This is a genomic window from Rhodanobacter sp. Col0626 (genome assembly GCF_049994385.1).
GTDB lineage: Bacteria > Pseudomonadota > Gammaproteobacteria > Xanthomonadales > Rhodanobacteraceae > Rhodanobacter.
In genome coordinates this window covers 316855-333743 of the sequence record NZ_CP188260.1, presented here as the reverse complement: position 1 = coordinate 333743, position 16889 = coordinate 316855, and the positions used below count along the sequence as shown (strand labels likewise).

Annotated in this window: 15 protein-coding genes and 1 tRNA gene; 11 read left to right on the top strand and 5 right to left on the bottom strand. The window is 61.4% G+C overall.

The window, feature by feature from the left end:
* A complete protein-coding gene (locus tag ACPPVV_RS01320) occupies positions 1-939 on the bottom strand; it encodes a glycosyltransferase family 2 protein (protein ID WP_426701684.1) in 939 nt (312 codons plus the stop codon).
* Positions 936-1886 carry a UDP-glucuronic acid decarboxylase family protein gene (locus tag ACPPVV_RS01315; protein ID WP_426701683.1) on the bottom strand — a complete coding sequence of 317 codons (951 nt, stop codon included), beginning with the start codon at positions 1884-1886 and terminating at the stop codon, positions 936-938. The genes ACPPVV_RS01320 and ACPPVV_RS01315 overlap by 4 nt, the downstream gene beginning before the upstream one ends.
* Positions 1887-2090: 204 nt before the next feature.
* Here ACPPVV_RS01315 and ACPPVV_RS01310 point away from each other — a divergent pair, with 204 nt between their 5' ends.
* The 4 genes from ACPPVV_RS01310 to ACPPVV_RS01295 all read left to right on the top strand — a co-directional run bounded on the left by ACPPVV_RS01310 (position 2091) and on the right by ACPPVV_RS01295 (position 6193).
* A complete protein-coding gene (locus ACPPVV_RS01310) occupies positions 2091-2906 on the top strand; it encodes a glycosyltransferase family 2 protein (protein ID WP_426701682.1) in 816 nt (271 codons plus the stop codon).
* 131 nt (positions 2907-3037) lie between these two features.
* Positions 3038-4069 (top strand): CDP-glycerol glycerophosphotransferase family protein, encoded by a 1032-nt coding sequence (locus ACPPVV_RS01305; protein WP_426701681.1) that lies wholly within the window; start codon positions 3038-3040, stop codon positions 4067-4069.
* A 73-nt stretch (positions 4070-4142) separates the two neighbouring features.
* Positions 4143-5870, top strand: coding sequence for an ArnT family glycosyltransferase (locus ACPPVV_RS01300; RefSeq protein WP_426701680.1), 1728 nt, complete (start codon positions 4143-4145; stop codon positions 5868-5870).
* Complete coding sequence (locus ACPPVV_RS01295; RefSeq protein ID WP_426701679.1) at positions 5867-6193, top strand: tetratricopeptide repeat protein; 327 nt, start codon at positions 5867-5869, stop codon at positions 6191-6193. Before ACPPVV_RS01300 ends, ACPPVV_RS01295 begins: the two co-directional genes overlap by 4 nt.
* A gap of 97 nt (positions 6194-6290) precedes the next feature.
* On the opposite strand, the gene ACPPVV_RS01290 is transcribed toward ACPPVV_RS01295, so the two are convergent.
* Positions 6291-7184 (bottom strand): lipid A biosynthesis acyltransferase, encoded by an 894-nt coding sequence (locus ACPPVV_RS01290; RefSeq protein WP_426701678.1) that lies wholly within the window; start codon positions 7182-7184, stop codon positions 6291-6293.
* Positions 7185-7270: 86 nt separating this feature from the next.
* On the opposite strand from ACPPVV_RS01290, the gene dtd reads away from it, so the two are divergent.
* Positions 7271-7711, top strand: coding sequence for a D-aminoacyl-tRNA deacylase (gene dtd, locus ACPPVV_RS01285; protein WP_426701677.1), 441 nt, complete (start codon positions 7271-7273; stop codon positions 7709-7711).
* A gap of 170 nt (positions 7712-7881) precedes the next feature.
* Positions 7882-9762 carry an RNA polymerase sigma factor RpoD gene (gene rpoD, locus ACPPVV_RS01280; protein WP_426701676.1) on the top strand — a complete coding sequence of 627 codons (1881 nt, stop codon included), beginning with the start codon at positions 7882-7884 and terminating at the stop codon, positions 9760-9762.
* A 67-nt stretch (positions 9763-9829) separates the two neighbouring features.
* Here rpoD and ACPPVV_RS01275 read toward each other — a convergent pair whose 3' ends face one another.
* Entirely contained in the window at positions 9830-10201 is a 372-nt protein-coding gene (locus tag ACPPVV_RS01275; protein ID WP_426701675.1) for a SnoaL-like domain-containing protein, read from the bottom strand.
* Between the two features lie 125 nt (positions 10202-10326).
* Between ACPPVV_RS01275 and ACPPVV_RS01270 the strand changes: the two genes are divergently transcribed.
* From ACPPVV_RS01270 to ACPPVV_RS01250, 5 genes are all read left to right on the top strand, one after another.
* Positions 10327-10402: transfer RNA gene (locus tag ACPPVV_RS01270), tRNA-Ile, on the top strand.
* Positions 10403-10583: 181 nt separating this feature from the next.
* On the top strand, positions 10584-11798 hold the full coding sequence (locus ACPPVV_RS01265; RefSeq protein WP_426701674.1) for a tyrosine-type recombinase/integrase: 1215 nt from the start codon (positions 10584-10586) through the stop codon (positions 11796-11798).
* Positions 11799-12370: 572 nt separating this feature from the next.
* A complete protein-coding gene (locus tag ACPPVV_RS01260; protein ID WP_426701673.1) occupies positions 12371-12577 on the top strand; it encodes an HTH domain-containing protein in 207 nt (68 codons plus the stop codon).
* Positions 12574-15696 (top strand): HsdM family class I SAM-dependent methyltransferase, encoded by a 3123-nt coding sequence (locus tag ACPPVV_RS01255; protein WP_426701672.1) that lies wholly within the window; start codon positions 12574-12576, stop codon positions 15694-15696. The genes ACPPVV_RS01260 and ACPPVV_RS01255 overlap by 4 nt, the downstream gene beginning before the upstream one ends.
* Positions 15693-16334, top strand: a complete 642-nt coding sequence (locus ACPPVV_RS01250; protein WP_426701671.1) for a hypothetical protein — start codon at positions 15693-15695, stop codon at positions 16332-16334. Before ACPPVV_RS01255 ends, ACPPVV_RS01250 begins: the two co-directional genes overlap by 4 nt.
* Positions 16335-16362: 28 nt before the next feature.
* Here the strand turns inward: ACPPVV_RS01250 and darG are convergent, their stop codons facing one another.
* The gene (gene darG / locus ACPPVV_RS01245; protein ID WP_426701670.1) at positions 16363-16851 is read right to left on the bottom strand and encodes a type II toxin-antitoxin system antitoxin DNA ADP-ribosyl glycohydrolase DarG; all 489 of its coding nucleotides are present in this window, start codon (positions 16849-16851) and stop codon (positions 16363-16365) included.
* Positions 16852-16889 lie beyond the last annotated feature (38 nt).

Sequence of the window (16889 nt, the reverse complement as noted above, 5' to 3'; positions counted from 1 at the left end):
TCAATCCATGTCCCGCAGTTCTTTGGGCGCCCGGTGACGACGCTTGAAGACTGGCCACAAGATCGACAAAGCGCGTTCCAGATTGCGCAGCCAGGAACCGCGGCGCATTTGCGCCAGCGAAGCGTAACGCCGTGCCTCCCGCCACGACGGATCCGGCTTGGTACGGAATTCGTGCTTGGCGCTTTCCACGCAACGCTCGTCCAGGCCGATGTCCCGCGCATAGATCTCGATCAGGCAGCGCGAACGGAACCGGTTGAGATACTGGTTGCTCGGCGTCTGCTTGCCCCACCAGCCGTTGTTGCCGTGGATGCGGTAGTGCACCGAGCCGGTGCGCAGGTAGTACTTGCGCGCACCCAGCACGCTGGCGCCATACACCAGGCAATTGTCGGCCGACAGCCGCCAAGTGCTGCTGAGACTCAATGGCAGATCCAGCGTGCGCTCCGCCCACACCGCGCGCATGGACAATGCCGATGTCGGCGCGCCATACCAGTGCATCAATGTGTAGGTGCTGATCACGGTGAAGCCGAGATCCAGCGAACGATCGGCATACCCCAACCAGCGTTGTTCATCGCCGAACAGCTGCATGTCGGAGAACACGAAATCGATGTCGCGACGCGTGTCGTAGACCTCGCCGATACGCGCCAGGTAGTCCGGCTCCCAGCGATCGTCGGCGTCCAGGAAACAGATCACATCAGCCCGGGAAGCGGCCACGCCACGCTGGAACGCGACCAGCTGGCCGCCGTTCTCACCGCACAGCAGGGTTACCCGGGGATCATCGCCATAGCGCTCGCGCAGGTAGTCCGGCGAACCGTCGGTGGAACCGTCGTCCACCACGATGATCTGGGCCGGCGCGCGGGTTTGCGCCAGCGCGCTGTCCACCGCCATACCGACGAAATCGCGGTAGTTGTAGCTGGTGACGACGACCGCAAAACTGGTCATGCCGCGTTTCCGTCCCGCCGCAGCTGACGAAAATAGCCAATGGTTTCTTTCAAGCCGTCCTCCAGCGCCACCTTCGGTTGCCAGCCGAGCTTGTCGCGGGCCACGCCGATATCCGGCTGGCGCTGGCGAGGATCATCGGCCGGCAGCGGCTTGTACACCAGCTTCGAGCGGCCGCCGACCAGGGTGATCACCTTCTCGGCCAATTCCAGCATGGTGTGTTCGACGGGGTTGCCGATGTTCACCGGACCGGTGAAGTCCCGTCCGGAGTCCATCATGCGCACCATGACCTCGATCAGGTCGTCGACGTAGCAGAAGCTGCGGGTCTGGCTGCCATCGCCATAAATGGAGATATCCTCGCCGCGTAGCGCCTGCATGATGAAGTTGCTCACCACCCGGCCGTCGTTGGGATGCATGCGCGGGCCATAGGTGTTGAAGATGCGCACCACCTTGATGTCCAGCGCGTGCTGGCGGTAGTAGTCGAAGAACAGCGTTTCCGCACAGCGCTTGCCCTCGTCATAGCAGCTGCGTATACCGATCGGATTGACCTTGCCCCAGTAACCCTCGACCTGCGGATGCACTTCCGGGTCGCCGTAGACCTCGCTGGTGGACGCCTGCAGGATGCGCGCCTTCACCCGCTTGGCCAGGCCGAGCATGTTGATCGCGCCATGCACGCTGGTCTTGGTGGTCTGCACCGGATCGTGCTGGTAATGCACCGGCGAGGCCGGGCAGGCCAGGTTGAAGATGCGCTCCACCTCCACGTACAGCGGAAAGGTCACGTCGTGCCGCATCAGCTCGAAGTACGGATGCGTGAGCAGGTGTGCCACGTTGCGCTTGCTGCCGGTGAAGAAGTTGTCCACGCACAGCACGTCATGGCCGTCGCCGAGCAGGCGATCGCAAAGATGCGAACCGAGAAAACCGGCGCCGCCGGTGACAAGGATGCGTTTCATGAGCTGCCGTCGAGTGCGAAAAGTCGAATTGGGCGGCGAACAATTAGCTGCCGGCACCAGCGCAAGTGGATATCGTCATGCCAATTCTGTCATGGATCAAGCCGGCAAAGCTGCGATCCAGCTGACTGAACGGTCAGGATTCCCTCTCGCAACCGCCAGCGGCCCTCGCTCGGGCAAACGGCGGGCTTCGGCTAGAATCCGCGCATGCCCACGCTTCCGCTGACCCTCGCCGTCATCACCCGTAACGAGGCCGACAATATCGCGCGTTGTCTGGACAGCGTGCCGTTTGCGGCCGAGAAGCTGGTAGTCGACTCCGGCAGCGACGACGATACCGTGGCGATCGCGCTGGCGCATGGTGCGCGCGTGGTTCACCAGGACTGGCTGGGCTTCGGTGCGCAACGCAACTTCACCACCGGCCAGTGCAGCCACGACTGGATCCTGGTGCTGGATGCGGATGAATACCTCAGCCCGGAACTCGCCGCCGAACTGCAGCAACGGTTGCCCGAACTGATGGCCAGCGACGTGCCTGCGGCGTACCTGCGCCGCAGCACGATCTACATGGGCCGGCCGATGCGCTGGTATCGCCCGGCCGTCGGTGAACAGATGGCGCGGCTGTACCACCGCGGACGCGCGCGGTGGAGCGATGCGCGGGTACACGAATCGCTGCGTTTCGATGGCGCCGCACCCACGCTGCGCGAGCCGTTCAACCACGTCAACAACCCGACCCTGCCGCACAAGCAGCTGAAGGTATTGCGCTACGCCGAGCTGAAATGCCGCGACTGGCTGGACAAAGGCAAGCCGGTGCGGATGTGGCAGGCGCCGTTCGTGTATGCGCTGGCGTTCCTCAAGGACTACGTGTTCCGGCTCGCCTTCATGGACGGCTGGCGCGGTTTCCTGATCGCGCAGACCGCGGCCAGCTACGCGTTGTACAAGCGCATGCGCTATTACGAGATGGTCAACCACCCCAAATCGGTCGCGGACGCGACCGATTTATTGAACAAACATCACATAGATCATTGAACACAAACTCGCCGCAATGCACCAGGTAACGAACCCGCGCGGCACCTTCGCATCCTCTCCCCTTGGGAGAGGATCGAGGTGAGGGTTCGGGGCTCGCCGTAAACTCCAGTCAGACCATTCCCGAACTCACCATGCCCCAAAGAAAACACTACCTCCTGTATGGCTCCGAGCGCTACGCGCTGGCGATCCTGCGTCCGCTGCAGGAGGCGATCCGCGCCCGCGGTGACGAGGCGGCCTGGTTTTTTGACGGTCCCGGCGCGGAAGACCTGATGGAAGGCGAACGCCTGCTGAGCGTGGCCGAGGTGCGCGCGTGGCGGCCGATTGCGGTGATCACGTCGTCCAACGCGGTGCCGCACTTCTTTCCCGGCGTGAAAGTGGAGACCTTCCACGGCTTCGACGCCGGCAAGCCCCGGCACATCTACGTGCGCGGTTTCTTCGACCTGTACTGCACCACCGGTCCGCGTGACACCGCGCAGTTCCAGGCCATCGCAGACAAGGTCGGCCATTTCAGCGTGACCGAAACCGGCTTTCCCAAGCTCGACCCGTTCATGCAGGAGATCACCGGCCCGCTGCCGCCGGTGCGCCAGCCGCCGGTGATCCTGTACCACTCCACTTTCTCGCCGTCGTGGAGCGCGGCTGAAACGCTGTACGAGGAAGTAAAACGACTGTCGCGCGACGGGCGCTGGCGCTGGATTGTCACCTTTCACCCGAAGATGAATCCCGAGACCACCGCGAAATTCAAGGCGCTGCAGAACGACTACCTCACGTTCGCCGAGAACGACAACATCCTGGAGCTGTTTCCGCAGGTCGACATGATGTGTTCGGACACCTCGTCCGCGCTCAACGAATTCCTGCTCACCGGCAAGCCGGTGGTCACCTTCAAGAACCGCCGACCGGGCCCCCAGCTGATCGATATCGACGACCCGGCGCAATTCGAACCGGCGATCGAACGCGCACTGGCACGGCCGCCGGAGCTGATGGCGGCGATCCGCGAGTACGCCGACGCGATCCACCCCTACCGCGATGGCCGCTCCGGCGAACGCGTGCTCGACGCGATCGACGCCTTCATCGCGCGCGGCGCGAAAAATCGTCGGCGCAAGCCAGGAAACCTGTGGCGCAAGCTGAAGATCCGCCGCCGCATCGGCTACTGGGGTCCGGCATGAGGATGGATGCCAGGCCTTGCCCCTACCACCCGCAGGCTAGAATCACTCCCTAGAGCCCGCCAAGAGACCGCCCGTGTCACTGAGCCCCTATAGCCGTACCGAACACCTGCGCGCCGTGTGGCCGTGGCTGCCGCTGTGGGCCGTGGTGGCCTTGCTGGCGATCTTTTCGCATGGGCCGATGCCGCTGTATTCCACACGCACGCTGGCCGTGGCGTGGGAGATGTGGAACCAGGGCCACTGGCTGGTGCCGCACATCAACGGCCAGCCCTATAGCGAAAAGGCGCCCCTGCTGTTCTGGCTGATCCAGGGCGGCTGGTTCGTATTCGGGGTCGGCGATGTGTGGCCCCGCGTGCTCGAGGTGCTGATTGGCGGCGCGCAACTGGTGCTGATTTCGATGCTGGCCCGGCGCCTGTTTCCGAGCCGGCCGTGGATGGCCAAGGCGGCGCCGTGGATGCTGCTGGCCTTCGGCTACGCCTTCCTGTTCGGCCTGCAGATCATGTACGACGTGCTGCTGGCGCTATGGGCGCTGGCCGCGCTGCTGTGCCTGACGCCGAAAGTGCAACGGCCCGAACCGCGCTGGCTGTTGTTCGGCGTGTGCGTCGGCCTGGGCCTGCTGACCAAGGGTCCGGTCATGTTGCTGCACGTGATCTTCCCGTGGTTGCTCGGTCCGCTGTGGAACGACTGGGCCGCCCGGCACCGCGCCCGCTGGTATGGCGGCGGCGTGCTGGCGTTGCTGCTCAGTGGTGCGATGCTGCTGGCGTGGGCATTGCCGGCCGGATTCTCCGGCGGCGAGGCCTATCGCCAACGCCTGTTCTTCACCCAGACCGCCGGTCGCGTGGTCGACAAGCTGGCGCAGGGCAAGGACCTGCAGAACCACGCCGAGCCGATCTGGTTCTACCTGCTGTGGTTGCCGCTGCTGCTGTTTCCGTTCAGCGGCTGGCCGCGTGTCTGGGTGGCCATCGCCAGCCTGCGCAGGCCGCTGGAACCGGGCCTGCGTTTTGCGCTGTGCTGGCTGGTACCCGGTTTCATCGTGTTTTCGCTGATCAGCGGCAAGCAGCTCTATTACCCGCTGCCGGAATTCGCCGGCATGGCGTTGCTGATGGCCGGTGCGATCGCCGTGTTGCGGGAACGCCGACCGACGCTGGCCACCAACGGCTGGCTCGGCACCTGGCCGCTGGGCGTGGGCGGCATCGTGTTTGCCGCGGCGCTGCTCGCGCTGCCGCTGCTGGTGGCAGGCCATTATCTCAACGGCGAATGGCCCGAATCCGCCGCGCCGTACAGCCGCTATTTCGCCGTGGTGTTCCTGCTGCTCGGCGGCCTGTTGCTGATCCGCGGCCGCGGCGAGATGCGTCGCCTGGCCGTGGCCGGCCTGATCGGTGTGCTGGCGCTCAACACGCTGTTCACCCTGACCCTGTGGTCGCGCTGGGACCTGCGCCCGGCCGCGCATCTGCTCGGCGCCGCCGAACAGGCCAACCGCCCGATCGCCTACCTCGGCAACTACGAAGGCCAGTTTCATTTCGAGGGTCGGTTGACCCGTCCGATCGAGGAGCTGTTCGGCGATCAGGCGCTGCAGGATTACGCCCACGCCCACCCCGATGGCCTGATCGTGGCGCATCCGGGAAAGCTTGAACCCAATGACCTGCGTTACGCGCTGCTGGTGCAGCCATTCCGCTCGTCGTGGCTGGTGGTCTGGCCGGCGGCCTCGCTGGCCGACCTGCGCGCCGGCCATACACCGCCGGAGCCCTCGCAGCCGACCCTGGTCTATCCCGTGGACGACCTGCGCTATCGCATGCGGCCATGAACGCGGGCCTGATCGCCAGCCTGCGCCAGCAATGCGATGGCCCGCGCGATGGTGCACTGCTGCGTTTTTCGCTGGGCAACGCCCTGCTCGCCGAAGGCGACGCCAACGCGGCCATCGACGAACTGCGCCGCGCGACCGTGTTCGATCCGACCTACTCGGCCGCGTGGAAACTGCTCGGCAAGGCCTGTCTGGCCCATGGCGACGGTGCCGCCGCCGCGGCTGCCTGGCGCAACGGCATCGCTGCGGCCACGCAACGCGGCGACAAGCAGGCCGAAAAGGAAATGATCGTGTTTCTGCGGCGGCTGGAAAAACCGCAAGCCTAGCGAAACCTGTAGGAGCGACTTCTAGTCGCGATGCTTCTTCCTAACCGTCGAACGAGAGCATCGCGACTGAAGTCGCTCCCACAAAATCGGCCTGTACCTACCGACCCTCGCGATCGTATGGACTGACCAGGCCGTTCGCCGAGAAACGCTTGTACTGCCATTGGTACTGCGCGAAAGCCAGCTCGACGCAGTCCTGCACGCCCTGGTTCAACGCCGCACACGCCACGCCCAGGTCGGCATCGGCCAGGCCTTCCGGCGCCGGCAGCAGATGGATGCGATAACCGGCGCCACGTGGCAACCGTTCGGCGAACGCGAACAGCACGGTCGCGCCGGTGCGCGCGGCCAGTCGCGGCAGCAGCACCATGGTCAACGCGTCGCGGCCGAAGAACGGCGCGAACTGACCCTCGCCCGAACGCGGTTTCTGATCCGGCAGGATGCCGACCGTGCCGCCAGCGGCCAGCCGCTTGTACAGCGTGCGCACACCAGCACCGTCCGCACGCACCTGCTCCGGCGCCAGCGCGCCGCGTACCTTGCGCAACAGGCCTTCAATCGCGGCGATCCGTGGCGGCCGGTACAGGATCGCCATCGGCGTCTTGCGGCACAGCCAGTAATTCAGCAGCTCCCAGCAACCCAGATGCGGGGCGGCGATGATCACTCCCTTGCCGTTGGCCAGCGCGGCATCCAGCAGCGCCTCGCCGCGTACCTCGCGCACCAGCTCCAGTGCACGCACGGCACCGGCGCCCCAGACCTTGACGATCTCGCAAGCCGACTTGCCGCTCTCGGCCATTACGTTGCGCAACAGCGCCTGCTGCGCAGGACCGTCCAACTGCGGACGGGCAATGCGCAGGTTCGCCGCGGTGTTGTGGACCATCCGGCCATGCCGCCACAACAGCAGGCGACCCAGCCCACTGCCGACGCCATGCAGGGCGCGCAGCGGCAACAGCGCCAGCAGGCGCAGCACGAGGTAGAACAGGTACATGTCGATACGCATCCGCGCAGTTTACGGGAGCGCCCAGCCATCTTTCACTGATCAGGGCCGCGCCCTAAGCTAGCGGCTTCCATCACCGCCGCGCGCCCATGATTGCCCTGATCCAGCGTGTACTGTCAGCCAGCGTCCGTGTCGATGACGAAACCATCGGCGCGATCGGCCCCGGCCTTTTGGCCCTGGTGGCGGTGCAGCCGGACGACGGCGAGGTGCAGACGAAACGCATGCTGGAACGCCTGCTCGGCTATCGCGTGTTCGCCGACGCCAACGGCAAGATGAACCGCTCGCTCAGCGACACCGGCGGCGGCCTGTTGCTGGTCAGCCAGTTCACCCTGGCGGCCGACACCCGCTCCGGCATGCGCCCCGGTTTCACCAGCGCGGCGCCCCCCGAGCACGGCCGGCGCTGGTTCGAGCGGTTGCTGGAACTGGCCCGTGTCGCACATCCGGGGGTGGAAACCGGGCGCTTCGGTGCCCATATGATGGTCCAGCTGGTGAACGACGGACCGGTCACTTTCTGGCTCGACACCGGTTGAGCGCAATGCCGGACACGCGATGTGTCGTCCGACGCCGGCAAGGTCGGCCAACACCGTGATCTGGCGCGAATTTTGCGTGCGTTGCCGGAATCTTTTCTCACTTGAAAACTGGTCAAAAAAGCAGCACATCGCTATAATGTCCGGTTCTTGAACCCTGCGGCGGTCGGTTAATGAATAGCAAAGCTCCCCACGAGCAACAGTCTGAAATCAAGGCGCTCATCTCCAAGGGTCTGGAGCAGGGCTACCTGACCTATGCCGAGATCAACGATCACCTGCCCGACGACATTGTCGATCCGGAGCAGATCGAAGACATCATGGCGGTGCTCAAGGGCGTCGGCATCGAAGTGCACGACGCCGCGCCTGACACCGACACGATTGCCGACGGCGCCGCTCCCGGCAGCAGCTCGGGCGATGACGATGCGGCCGCCGAAGAAGCCGTGGCGCTGCTCTCCGCGGTAGACGCCGAAGTGGGCCGCACCACCGACCCGGTGCGCATGTACATGCGCGAGATGGGCACGGTCGAGCTGCTGACCCGCGAAGGCGAAATCGCCATCGCCAAACGCATCGAGGAAGGCCTCGGCCAGGTGCAGACCGCACTGGCCAGCTTCCCGCTGACCATCGAGCTGCTGCTGGAAGAGTACGACCAGCACCTGGATGGCAAGCGCCGCCTCAGTGAAATCCTGGCCGGTTTCCTCGATCTCGAGGAAGCAGCCGACCTCGCCCGCAAGGAAAAGGAAGCCGCGGCCTTGCTGCTGCCGGAACCGGATCCGAACGACGAGACCGAGGAAGAAGACGACGACAGCACCGAGGAAGAGGAAGAAGCCGGCCCGACCGGTCCCGACCCGGAAGAGGTCAAGCGCCGCATGGAATTGCTGCGTGATTACTACGGCAAGTTCCAGAAGGCCGCGCCGAAAGCTGCCAGCATCACCGACAAGAAGATCGTCAAGCTGCGCGACCAGATGGCCGAGGAGTTCCTCAAGCTCAAGTTGCCGTCCGCGCTGATCGACGGCTTCGTGCGCAAGCTGCGCGAAGTGGTCGGCGACATCCGCCACCACGAGCGCGTGCTGCTCGACATCTTCGTCAAGCAGGTGAAGATGCCCAAGGCCGAGTTCATCAAGACCTTCCCCAGCAACGAGGGCAACCTCGAGTGGGTGGCCGAACTCAGCCGCAAGCGCCAGAAGTGGTCGCCGAACATCAAGACCCATCGCGAAGCGATCGACGCCGAGCAGGAAAAGCTCGCCACCATCGAGCGCAAGCTGTTCCTGCCGCTGATCGACATCAAGGACATCAATCGCGCCATGGCCAGCGGTGAGGCCAAGGCACGCCGCGCCAAGAAGGAAATGGTCGAGGCCAACCTGCGCCTGGTGATCTCGATCGCCAAGAAGTACACCAACCGCGGCCTGCAGTTCCTGGATCTCATCCAGGAGGGCAACATCGGCCTGATGAAGGCCGTGGACAAGTTCGAATACCGCCGCGGCTACAAGTTCTCGACCTACGCCACCTGGTGGATCCGCCAGGCGATCACCCGCTCGATCGCCGACCAGGCACGCACCATCCGCATCCCGGTGCACATGATCGAGACGATCAACAAGTTGAACCGCATTTCCCGCCAGATGCTCCAGCAGTTCGGCCGCGAGGCCACGCCGGAAGAACTGGCCAAGGAAATGGAGATGCCCGAGGACAAGATCCGCAAGGTCCTGAAGATCGCCAAGGAACCCATCTCTATGGAAACCCCGATTGGCGACGACGAGGATTCCCACCTGGGTGATTTCATCGAGGACGGCAACGCCAGCTCACCGGTCGACTCCGCCACCGAGACCGGTCTGATGGAAACCGTGCGCGACGTGCTCGCCGGCCTGACCCCGCGCGAAGCGAAGGTGCTGCGCATGCGCTTCGGCATCGACATGAACACCGATCACACGCTGGAAGAAGTCGGCAAGCAGTTCGACGTCACGCGCGAGCGGATCCGTCAGATCGAGGCCAAGGCGCTGCGCAAGCTGCGTCACCCGAGCCGCTCCGAACAGCTGCGCTCGTTCCTCGACGTCGAGTAAGCGTCAACGCGTCGCAAGAACGAAGAAGCCCCGCCAACGCGGGGCTTCTTCGTTTTCGTCGACTCGTTCAACCCATGTCGTAGAAGAACTGCTCGCGCACGATCTTGCCGTCGCGCACGCGATAGACGCAGATCTCGCTCATGTTCATCCGGCCGCGGCCCTTCATCGTGACGTCCATCGCCGAGGCGATGCTGAACCAGTTCCCCGCGATCACCGGCTCGCTCACACTGCCGCCATGCACCGTCTCGACCATCGCGCTGAACTGCCGGCCCTTCTCATAGATCGCTGCCAGCCCTTGCGCATTGCCCAGCGTACCCGGCGGCAAACCCTCCGGCTCGATACTCACCGCATCGTCCGCATACAGCTCACGCTGCGCGTCCTCGTACCTGCCTTCACGGCACAACTCGACCAACCTTTTTGCGATCGCTTCGGTATGCATGTGTTTGGCTCCGCTGGGATGGAACGCAGAGCGTAGCTCGTGGACGCCGACGTGCGCACATCCGACCTCAAGCAGGCCAGCCTCGTGCACAGCCCACCTGCTACGTTAAACTTGCGCCTCTGTGCGGGCCTATAGCTCAATGGTTAGAGCAGAGGACTCATAATCCTTTGGTTCCAGGTTCGAGTCCTGGTGGGCCCACCACTCAGCAGTCCAAAGAAGTCCGAAGAAGTCCACTGAAACGCTGTAAACCCATTAAAATAGAGCTGTTTCGTCCACGCGAGGTCAGATGCGTCTATTTGCATCCGGCTAGTAAGTGAGTAACGCAGTGAGTAAGATCGGGGTTGATCCGCCTCTTACTCACATCCGTGTTACTCACAAGCCCATGCTGACCGATACCAAGCTCCGCAGCCTCAAGCCCAGGAAGGCCGTCTTCCGGATCGCCGATACCAACGGCCTGTGCATCGAGATGCGCCCGGCCGGATCAAAGATCTGGCGCTATCGCTACCGCTTTGCGGGCAAGGCAAACATGCTCACCGTCGGCGAGTACCCTGCTGTGTCACTGGCAGAAGCTCGCGCGGAACGCGACAAAGCGCGCGCACTGCTTAAAGGCGGAGCTGATCCGGCACAAGTAGCTCGGATCCAGCGCGCTGCCCAAATCGAAGATGCGGGAAATACGTTCAAAGCCATGGCGAATGAGCTCCTAGAGAAGCGAGCCAAGACGCTAAGCCCCGGCTCTGTGGTGCGCGAACGCCGCATGCTCGAAAAAGACCTGGGCCCGTTCATTGGCGACTTCCCGGTTCAGGACATCACCGCTCCGCTGTTGCTGACGGCACTGCGCAAAATCGAAGCACGCGGCGCGGTCGAGACAGCGCACCGAGCGCGAGCGGCAGCATCCCTCGTGTTTCGCTATGCAATCGCTACGGGTCGAACCAAGTACAACCCGGCATCCGACCTCATCGGCGCACTCACGTCTCCAAAAACCAAACATTTTGCGAGCCTGACCGAGCCTGCTGATGTAGCAAAGCTACTCAGGGCGATCTACGGCTACCAAGGCTCCCCGATCGTGCTTGCGGCCCTCAAGCTGTCTGCCTTGCTGTTCGTTCGCCCTGGTGAGCTTCGGCACGCACGCTGGGAAGACATTAACCTTAACAACGCTGAATGGCGTTATGTGACGAGCAAGACCAAGACGCCCCACATCGTCCCACTGGCGAAGCAGGCGATCGAAGTGCTCAAAGACATCCAGCCCTATACCCGTCGAAGCCAGTACGTCTTGCCGGGGGTCCGGAGCACGTCCCGACCAATCAGCGAGAACACCATCACAGCCGCGCTCAGGAACCTTGGGTTCGACAAAACCATGATGACCGCCCATGGCTTCCGTGCCATGGCACGAACGCTTCTGGATGAAGTTCTTGGCTTCCGTCCAGACTTCATAGAGCACCAGCTCGCGCATGCCGTCCGTGATCCACTTGGCCGTGCCTACAATCGAACCTCACATCTTCAGGAGCGCAAGAAGATGATGCAGGCGTGGGCTGACTACCTAGACGCGCTGCGTTTGCGTTCCGACTTATTGTCGTCAACAGGTTCTGAACAGTTTTAGCTATGGGTGGACTCGAATAAGGACGTCAGCCCTTTGTACAACCCAAATATCGGAAGATAAGCTTCAAAACCTACCGTCATAGTTACCATCAGACGCGAGACTTTGTCCCCTTTGTTCCCTCGAACATTGTACAGATTGCTGCGATTGACGTCCCGACCATACCCCGGTTCATGCCGACTTGCGTCGCCGAGCGGTCATAGAAGCCGAAGGTGGTGGATATCACCGCGCGGTCACGGCTACGAGCAGCGAGAACTACAATGACCTGCAGGCCTTCCTCACTATGGCGAAGGCGTCAACAAGAAGACAGTTGAGCAAACAGTGGCGCAGGATCTGAGACCTGACATGCACATACTGCTTCGGCTCGCTCGCGCTCAAATTTGCTACCCAAGTGAGTAAGCGCGATCGTGAATTGTTAGGAGGTGGCTTGTCGGCCGAGCATAGTGCTAGCCCCTACCTTCGTCCCCAAATGCTCTTGTCTTCCCATCTCGGCATGTCTATCATTTTTCGATAGACTTGAGGAACGAAACGTGCCGTACGCTCGGAGTTTCGCTATCGCAAAACGGCATGAATCCTTGCTCGAACTAATTGAAGCTGGCGGTCGTTCGGCCGCGGCGCTGGCGAAAACGCTTGGGGTTTCTGAGGCAACGATCAATCGCGACGTCGGTTTCTTGCGCGGCAAAGGCCATCACATCTCTTCAAAACGCCTGGCGTCAGGGTGGGCTTTTGCAATCCACGCGCCCGAGCCGTCGCTCTCCAGCGTCGCCGAGGAGTCGAAATGACCGTCGAGTCCCGCGATCGCTGGCATGAAAGTGCCGGGATAAGCCGCGCCCTTTATCCGAGCCTCTTCCTGTCCCCTGACGCTGTGTCGCCTGGGACCCCACAGGCTCATGTCATACGCCATGCATTTGATCTTCTGGATCTGGACGGAGTCTTCTGCTCCGATGGTGCTCCGATCGTCTTCTTCAAGCTTGTAGAAAGCTTTGCGTTGGCTGAGGTGCTCGCGATCCATAAGCGTTTCTGGAATCATGGCGGCGCACCGGTGCTGGTGCTCATCTCCGGTGATCGCGCGGAAATCTATTCCGGCCTGTCGCGCCCGATCTGCCCTGAAGATGTGGGCACCGCCCCTCCATCGCTCGTTACAGCACTCGAACATCTGATCACTGCGATCCCGGAATTTCTTCTTGCCGTGGAGTCCGGCGCGTTCTTCCGCGAGTACGCCCGATCGTTCGACGCTAGCAGACGGGTTGATCGTGACCTTTTGTCCAACCTCGGTGAGGTTCGCACTAAGCTGAGCGAAGGCGAACCCGACGCGATCCCGGTCGATGTGCTCGACGCGCTACTTTGTCGTCTCGTTTTCACCTGCTACCTATTCGATAGAGGCGTGGTCGGGCAACGATACTTGGAAGAGCTCGGCTTGGGCTCGGCAAGGCACTTGCGCGATGTACTCGGCCAAAGACCGCCTTCCAAAGCGAAAGCAGGCCTATTTAAGATCTTCAGGAAGCTGAGTGAAGACTTCAATGGAGACCTGTTCAGCGAAAACATCGAAACCGAAGTACGCCTTGTTTCGAACCAGCATATAGCGATCCTGGACGCTTTCTTCCAAGGCACCCAAATCCGCTCCGGGCAACGGTCTTTCTGGCCGTATGATTTCCAATACATTCCGATCGAGACGATTAGTGCGATCTACGAGCATTTCCTCAAGGCCGAAGATCAAGAAGATGGCGCCTTCTATACCCCGCGCTTTCTCGCTGAAATCGTCCTGGACTCTGCGCTTGAGGGCATAGGGTCGCTCCTCGGCAAGCGATTCCTCGATCCAGCGTGCGGATCGGGAATTTTCTTGGTTGGAATGTTCAATCGAATCGCCGAAGAGTGGAAGGTCGCGAACCCCAACGCGCGTAACGACCGACGCGCACGGGAACTGAGCCAGATTCTTCAACAGAATCTCTTCGGCATCGACATCAATCAGACCGCCTGTCGAATCGCGGCCTTCAGCCTCTATCTCGCCTATCTCGATCAGCTGTCACCCCGTGATATTCAGACCCTTCAAGAGAAGGGACGCGCCCTGCCGCGGCTGATCGCCGACCCGTTGACCTCTGGCGGGAGGGGGGAGACTAATCAGCCCGGGACGATCCGCTGTGCCGACTTTTTCGACGATCAGGACTTCCCTAAAAACGTAGACCTCATCGTCGGCAACCCTCCCTGGGGAAGCACCGCGGGACCAAAAACCCAAGCGGGCTTATGGTGTCTCCAAGCCGGGAAGCCCCTTCCAGACAGTCAGATCGCGGCCGCATTCGTCTGGAAGACCATGGAGCATGTCTCCGGTGCAGGGCGAATTTCCCTTGTTCTCCCACATGGCGTTCTGTTCAATCACAGTCCCGCTGCCATCCGCTTTCAGCGCAAATGGGTCGAAGAGCACTCGATCGAGCGAGTGCTCAACCTCGCCGATCTTCGATTGTTCCTTTTCAATGAGGCGATCCATCCCGCGCTGGTTGTCAATTACAGGACGGCCCAAGGAAATCCGCAACGCGATTCAATCGAGTACCTTACGCCCAAGGCGGATTGGAAGATCACGCAAGCCGAGGTAATCGTCATCGGTGCCGCCGACCGCCGTTCGATCAAGCTGAACAAGCTGCTATTGGATCTCGATGGACCGGACGCCCCGCAGCTCTGGAGCCAGAACTTTTGGGGGTCTCCGCGGGATCTCCGTTTCATCGACCGTATGATGCTGCAGTCACGCCTTCGCGATCTCGTAAGGCTTCCCTCCGAGGAGGCTGGAAGCAAGCGTTGGGTCCGCGCCGAAGGCTTTCAGCCAGCTGGAAAGAACGACGATCCAAAGCGAGCAAGGCACCTCCAACTTCCATCGCGGCGCTTTATCAAGGCCACGCATCCGAGCATTGACCTGTTTGCTCTCGCAGAGGATTCGACTGACCTTCCGGGCGATGAAGTCCTGATCAGGAATCGATCAAATACGAACACGGACATATTCCGCGCGCCGCACGTCCTGATCACCAAGGGCTTCCAGCGGATTGCATACGCCGACTTCGATGTCAGCTTTCAGCATGCTGTGCGAGGTATTCATGGGCCGCCGGAAGATCGCAGCTTGCTGATATTTCTTGCAGCTTATCTGCGAACCCCGCTAGCCAAGTACCTCATGTTTCACACGTCATCGAACTGGGGAATTTACCGGCCGGAAGTGCATGTCCAAGAGCTGCTCCGGCTGCCGATGATTATCCCGGACGACCATGAAGACCCAGTCTGTGCGCGCAGGATCGTTGACGAGGTGGTTCGAATCATCGACAACGCTACCCACGCGGCATCGATTAATTATCTTGAACGCACAAGCGTTGTCGAAAGGGCAACGCAGGCGATCGAGCCACTGGTCAACGAGTATTTTGGCGTACAGCCTTCTGAGAGGTTGTTGATTGACGATACCGTCAACGTGATTATTCCGAGTGTGCAGCCGACCCGGTCGAGAGTTTCCGTTCCAACCATGATACCTGTCGCCGATCCGGTCTTGGCCGCGTACAAGGATCGACTGTGCGAAACGCTAAGTCAGTGGTCGAGCGCGACGAACAATCTTGCCGGGCGAGTTGCTAGATCCAGGAAACTTGGCATCGCGATGGCCATCATTGAGCGGACGGATCGACAAACTCCAGCGATGGCACGTGATGCCGTCGACGACATGAACGTGCTGACGGTGATCGATACCATTCAAAAGGCCTTCCCTTCCACCAGGCGGACCGTTGATTTTGCACGCGGACTCATGATCTTCCACGGATCAAACCTCTACGTCGTCAAGCCGGATTCCTATCGACACTGGACCCAATCCTCCGCCTTGAACGATGCAGATCAGATCGCCGGAAAGTTGCTCACCTATCCGGTGGAGGCCCGTACATGAGCTTCGGGGGTGACCCGGCAGCGTGGCTCGACCTGATCGAATCTCAGGTGCCCGCTATCCTTAATCTGATTCTCTCAACGTGGGAGGAAATGCCACCATTGGCCCCCGATGCTCTGGAGGATCCGACCACAGATGCGCTCTGCCGAGCGCTACGCAGGAATCGGGAAAGTGCCAACTTTCCATTCCGGATCGACATACAGATGGTCGAACTCGATCCGGGAGCCGGTCAGGCGCAGGGGCGCATGGACATCGCCTTCTCCCCGTTAGTCCCACACGAGGCCTTTTATTTCTGCCTGGAATGCAAGCGTCTCAACATCACTGTTGCGGGACGCCGACGATCATTGGGCACGGAGTACGTGACCCAAGGCATGTACCGCTTTGTCAAACGCCAGTACGGAGATCAAGTGCGCCACGGTGGGATGTTGGGCTATGTGCTTGACAGCCGAGTTGACCTCGCGATCAAGTCTGTTCGTACGGCTCTAAAATCACATCGAAGGGATCTCCAGATACATGGAAAAAGTGATCTTCAACGATCTAGCTTCCTGCCCGAAGTGAAAAACGTCCTCGAATCCGCCCATGCGCGCACGGGCGGGCCAGTACCGTTTCTAATCCAGCACATTTTCGCGGCAGCTAGTTAATCTTCGCTAGCTTGCTCTAAGGCCGCCATCAGAAGACTCGACCGGCGGGCTCATAGACCTGAATGTCGACATTGGTGAACTCGCCAAGCACATCTTCAATCTTCAGGCGAACATCCACCCAATCTAGCCCGCCATTGCCACACCCCAGCGCCGGTAGCGCTATCGACTGGATGCCTTTCTCTACAATCACGCGTCGAAGATCACCCAGCCCTTCTGCGACCCATGACAGCTGAGACTTTGTGCGCCAGTCTCGCTTCGTTGGGAAATTGATGATCCAGCGCGGCCCTGACAAGGCGCCTCGCTCGGTCACGAACATATGCCCAATCCTCACGTCGCCTCGCTTGCAGGCAGCAGCGTAGGCAAGGAAGTTCTCATCGAACGCCCGTCGAAACGTCAGCGCAATGCCTTTGCCCATGACCCCAACGGTATTCACGGCGTTGACTAACGCGTCGGCGCGGGCATCGAGTAGATTGCCGGTTGTGTAGCGGATCTCAAAGAAGCCCATTTGGTCGGTCACTCACCTCAAGGCATTGGGTGCTTCAGCCTTCGGGCTCT

Excerpts from the sequence above, each read along its gene's own strand:
- ACPPVV_RS01320 (WP_426701684.1), bottom strand. The coding sequence starts at position 939 with ATGACCAGTTTTGCGGTCGTCGTCACCAGCTACAACTACCGCGATTTC.
- ACPPVV_RS01315 (WP_426701683.1), bottom strand. The coding sequence starts at position 1,886 with ATGAAACGCATCCTTGTCACCGGCGGCGCCGGTTTTCTCGGTTCGCAT.
- ACPPVV_RS01310 (WP_426701682.1), top strand. The coding sequence starts at position 2,091 with ATGCCCACGCTTCCGCTGACCCTCGCCGTCATCACCCGTAACGAGGCC.
- ACPPVV_RS01305 (WP_426701681.1), top strand. The coding sequence starts at position 3,038 with ATGCCCCAAAGAAAACACTACCTCCTGTATGGCTCCGAGCGCTACGCG.
- ACPPVV_RS01295 (WP_426701679.1), top strand. The coding sequence starts at position 5,867 with ATGAACGCGGGCCTGATCGCCAGCCTGCGCCAGCAATGCGATGGCCCG.
- ACPPVV_RS01290 (WP_426701678.1), bottom strand. The coding sequence starts at position 7,184 with ATGCGTATCGACATGTACCTGTTCTACCTCGTGCTGCGCCTGCTGGCG.
- dtd (WP_426701677.1), top strand. The coding sequence starts at position 7,271 with ATGATTGCCCTGATCCAGCGTGTACTGTCAGCCAGCGTCCGTGTCGAT.
- rpoD (WP_426701676.1), top strand. The coding sequence starts at position 7,882 with ATGAATAGCAAAGCTCCCCACGAGCAACAGTCTGAAATCAAGGCGCTC.
- ACPPVV_RS01275 (WP_426701675.1), bottom strand. The coding sequence starts at position 10,201 with ATGCATACCGAAGCGATCGCAAAAAGGTTGGTCGAGTTGTGCCGTGAA.
- ACPPVV_RS01265 (WP_426701674.1), top strand. The coding sequence starts at position 10,584 with ATGCTGACCGATACCAAGCTCCGCAGCCTCAAGCCCAGGAAGGCCGTC.
- ACPPVV_RS01255 (WP_426701672.1), top strand. The coding sequence starts at position 12,574 with ATGACCGTCGAGTCCCGCGATCGCTGGCATGAAAGTGCCGGGATAAGC.
- ACPPVV_RS01250 (WP_426701671.1), top strand. The coding sequence starts at position 15,693 with ATGAGCTTCGGGGGTGACCCGGCAGCGTGGCTCGACCTGATCGAATCT.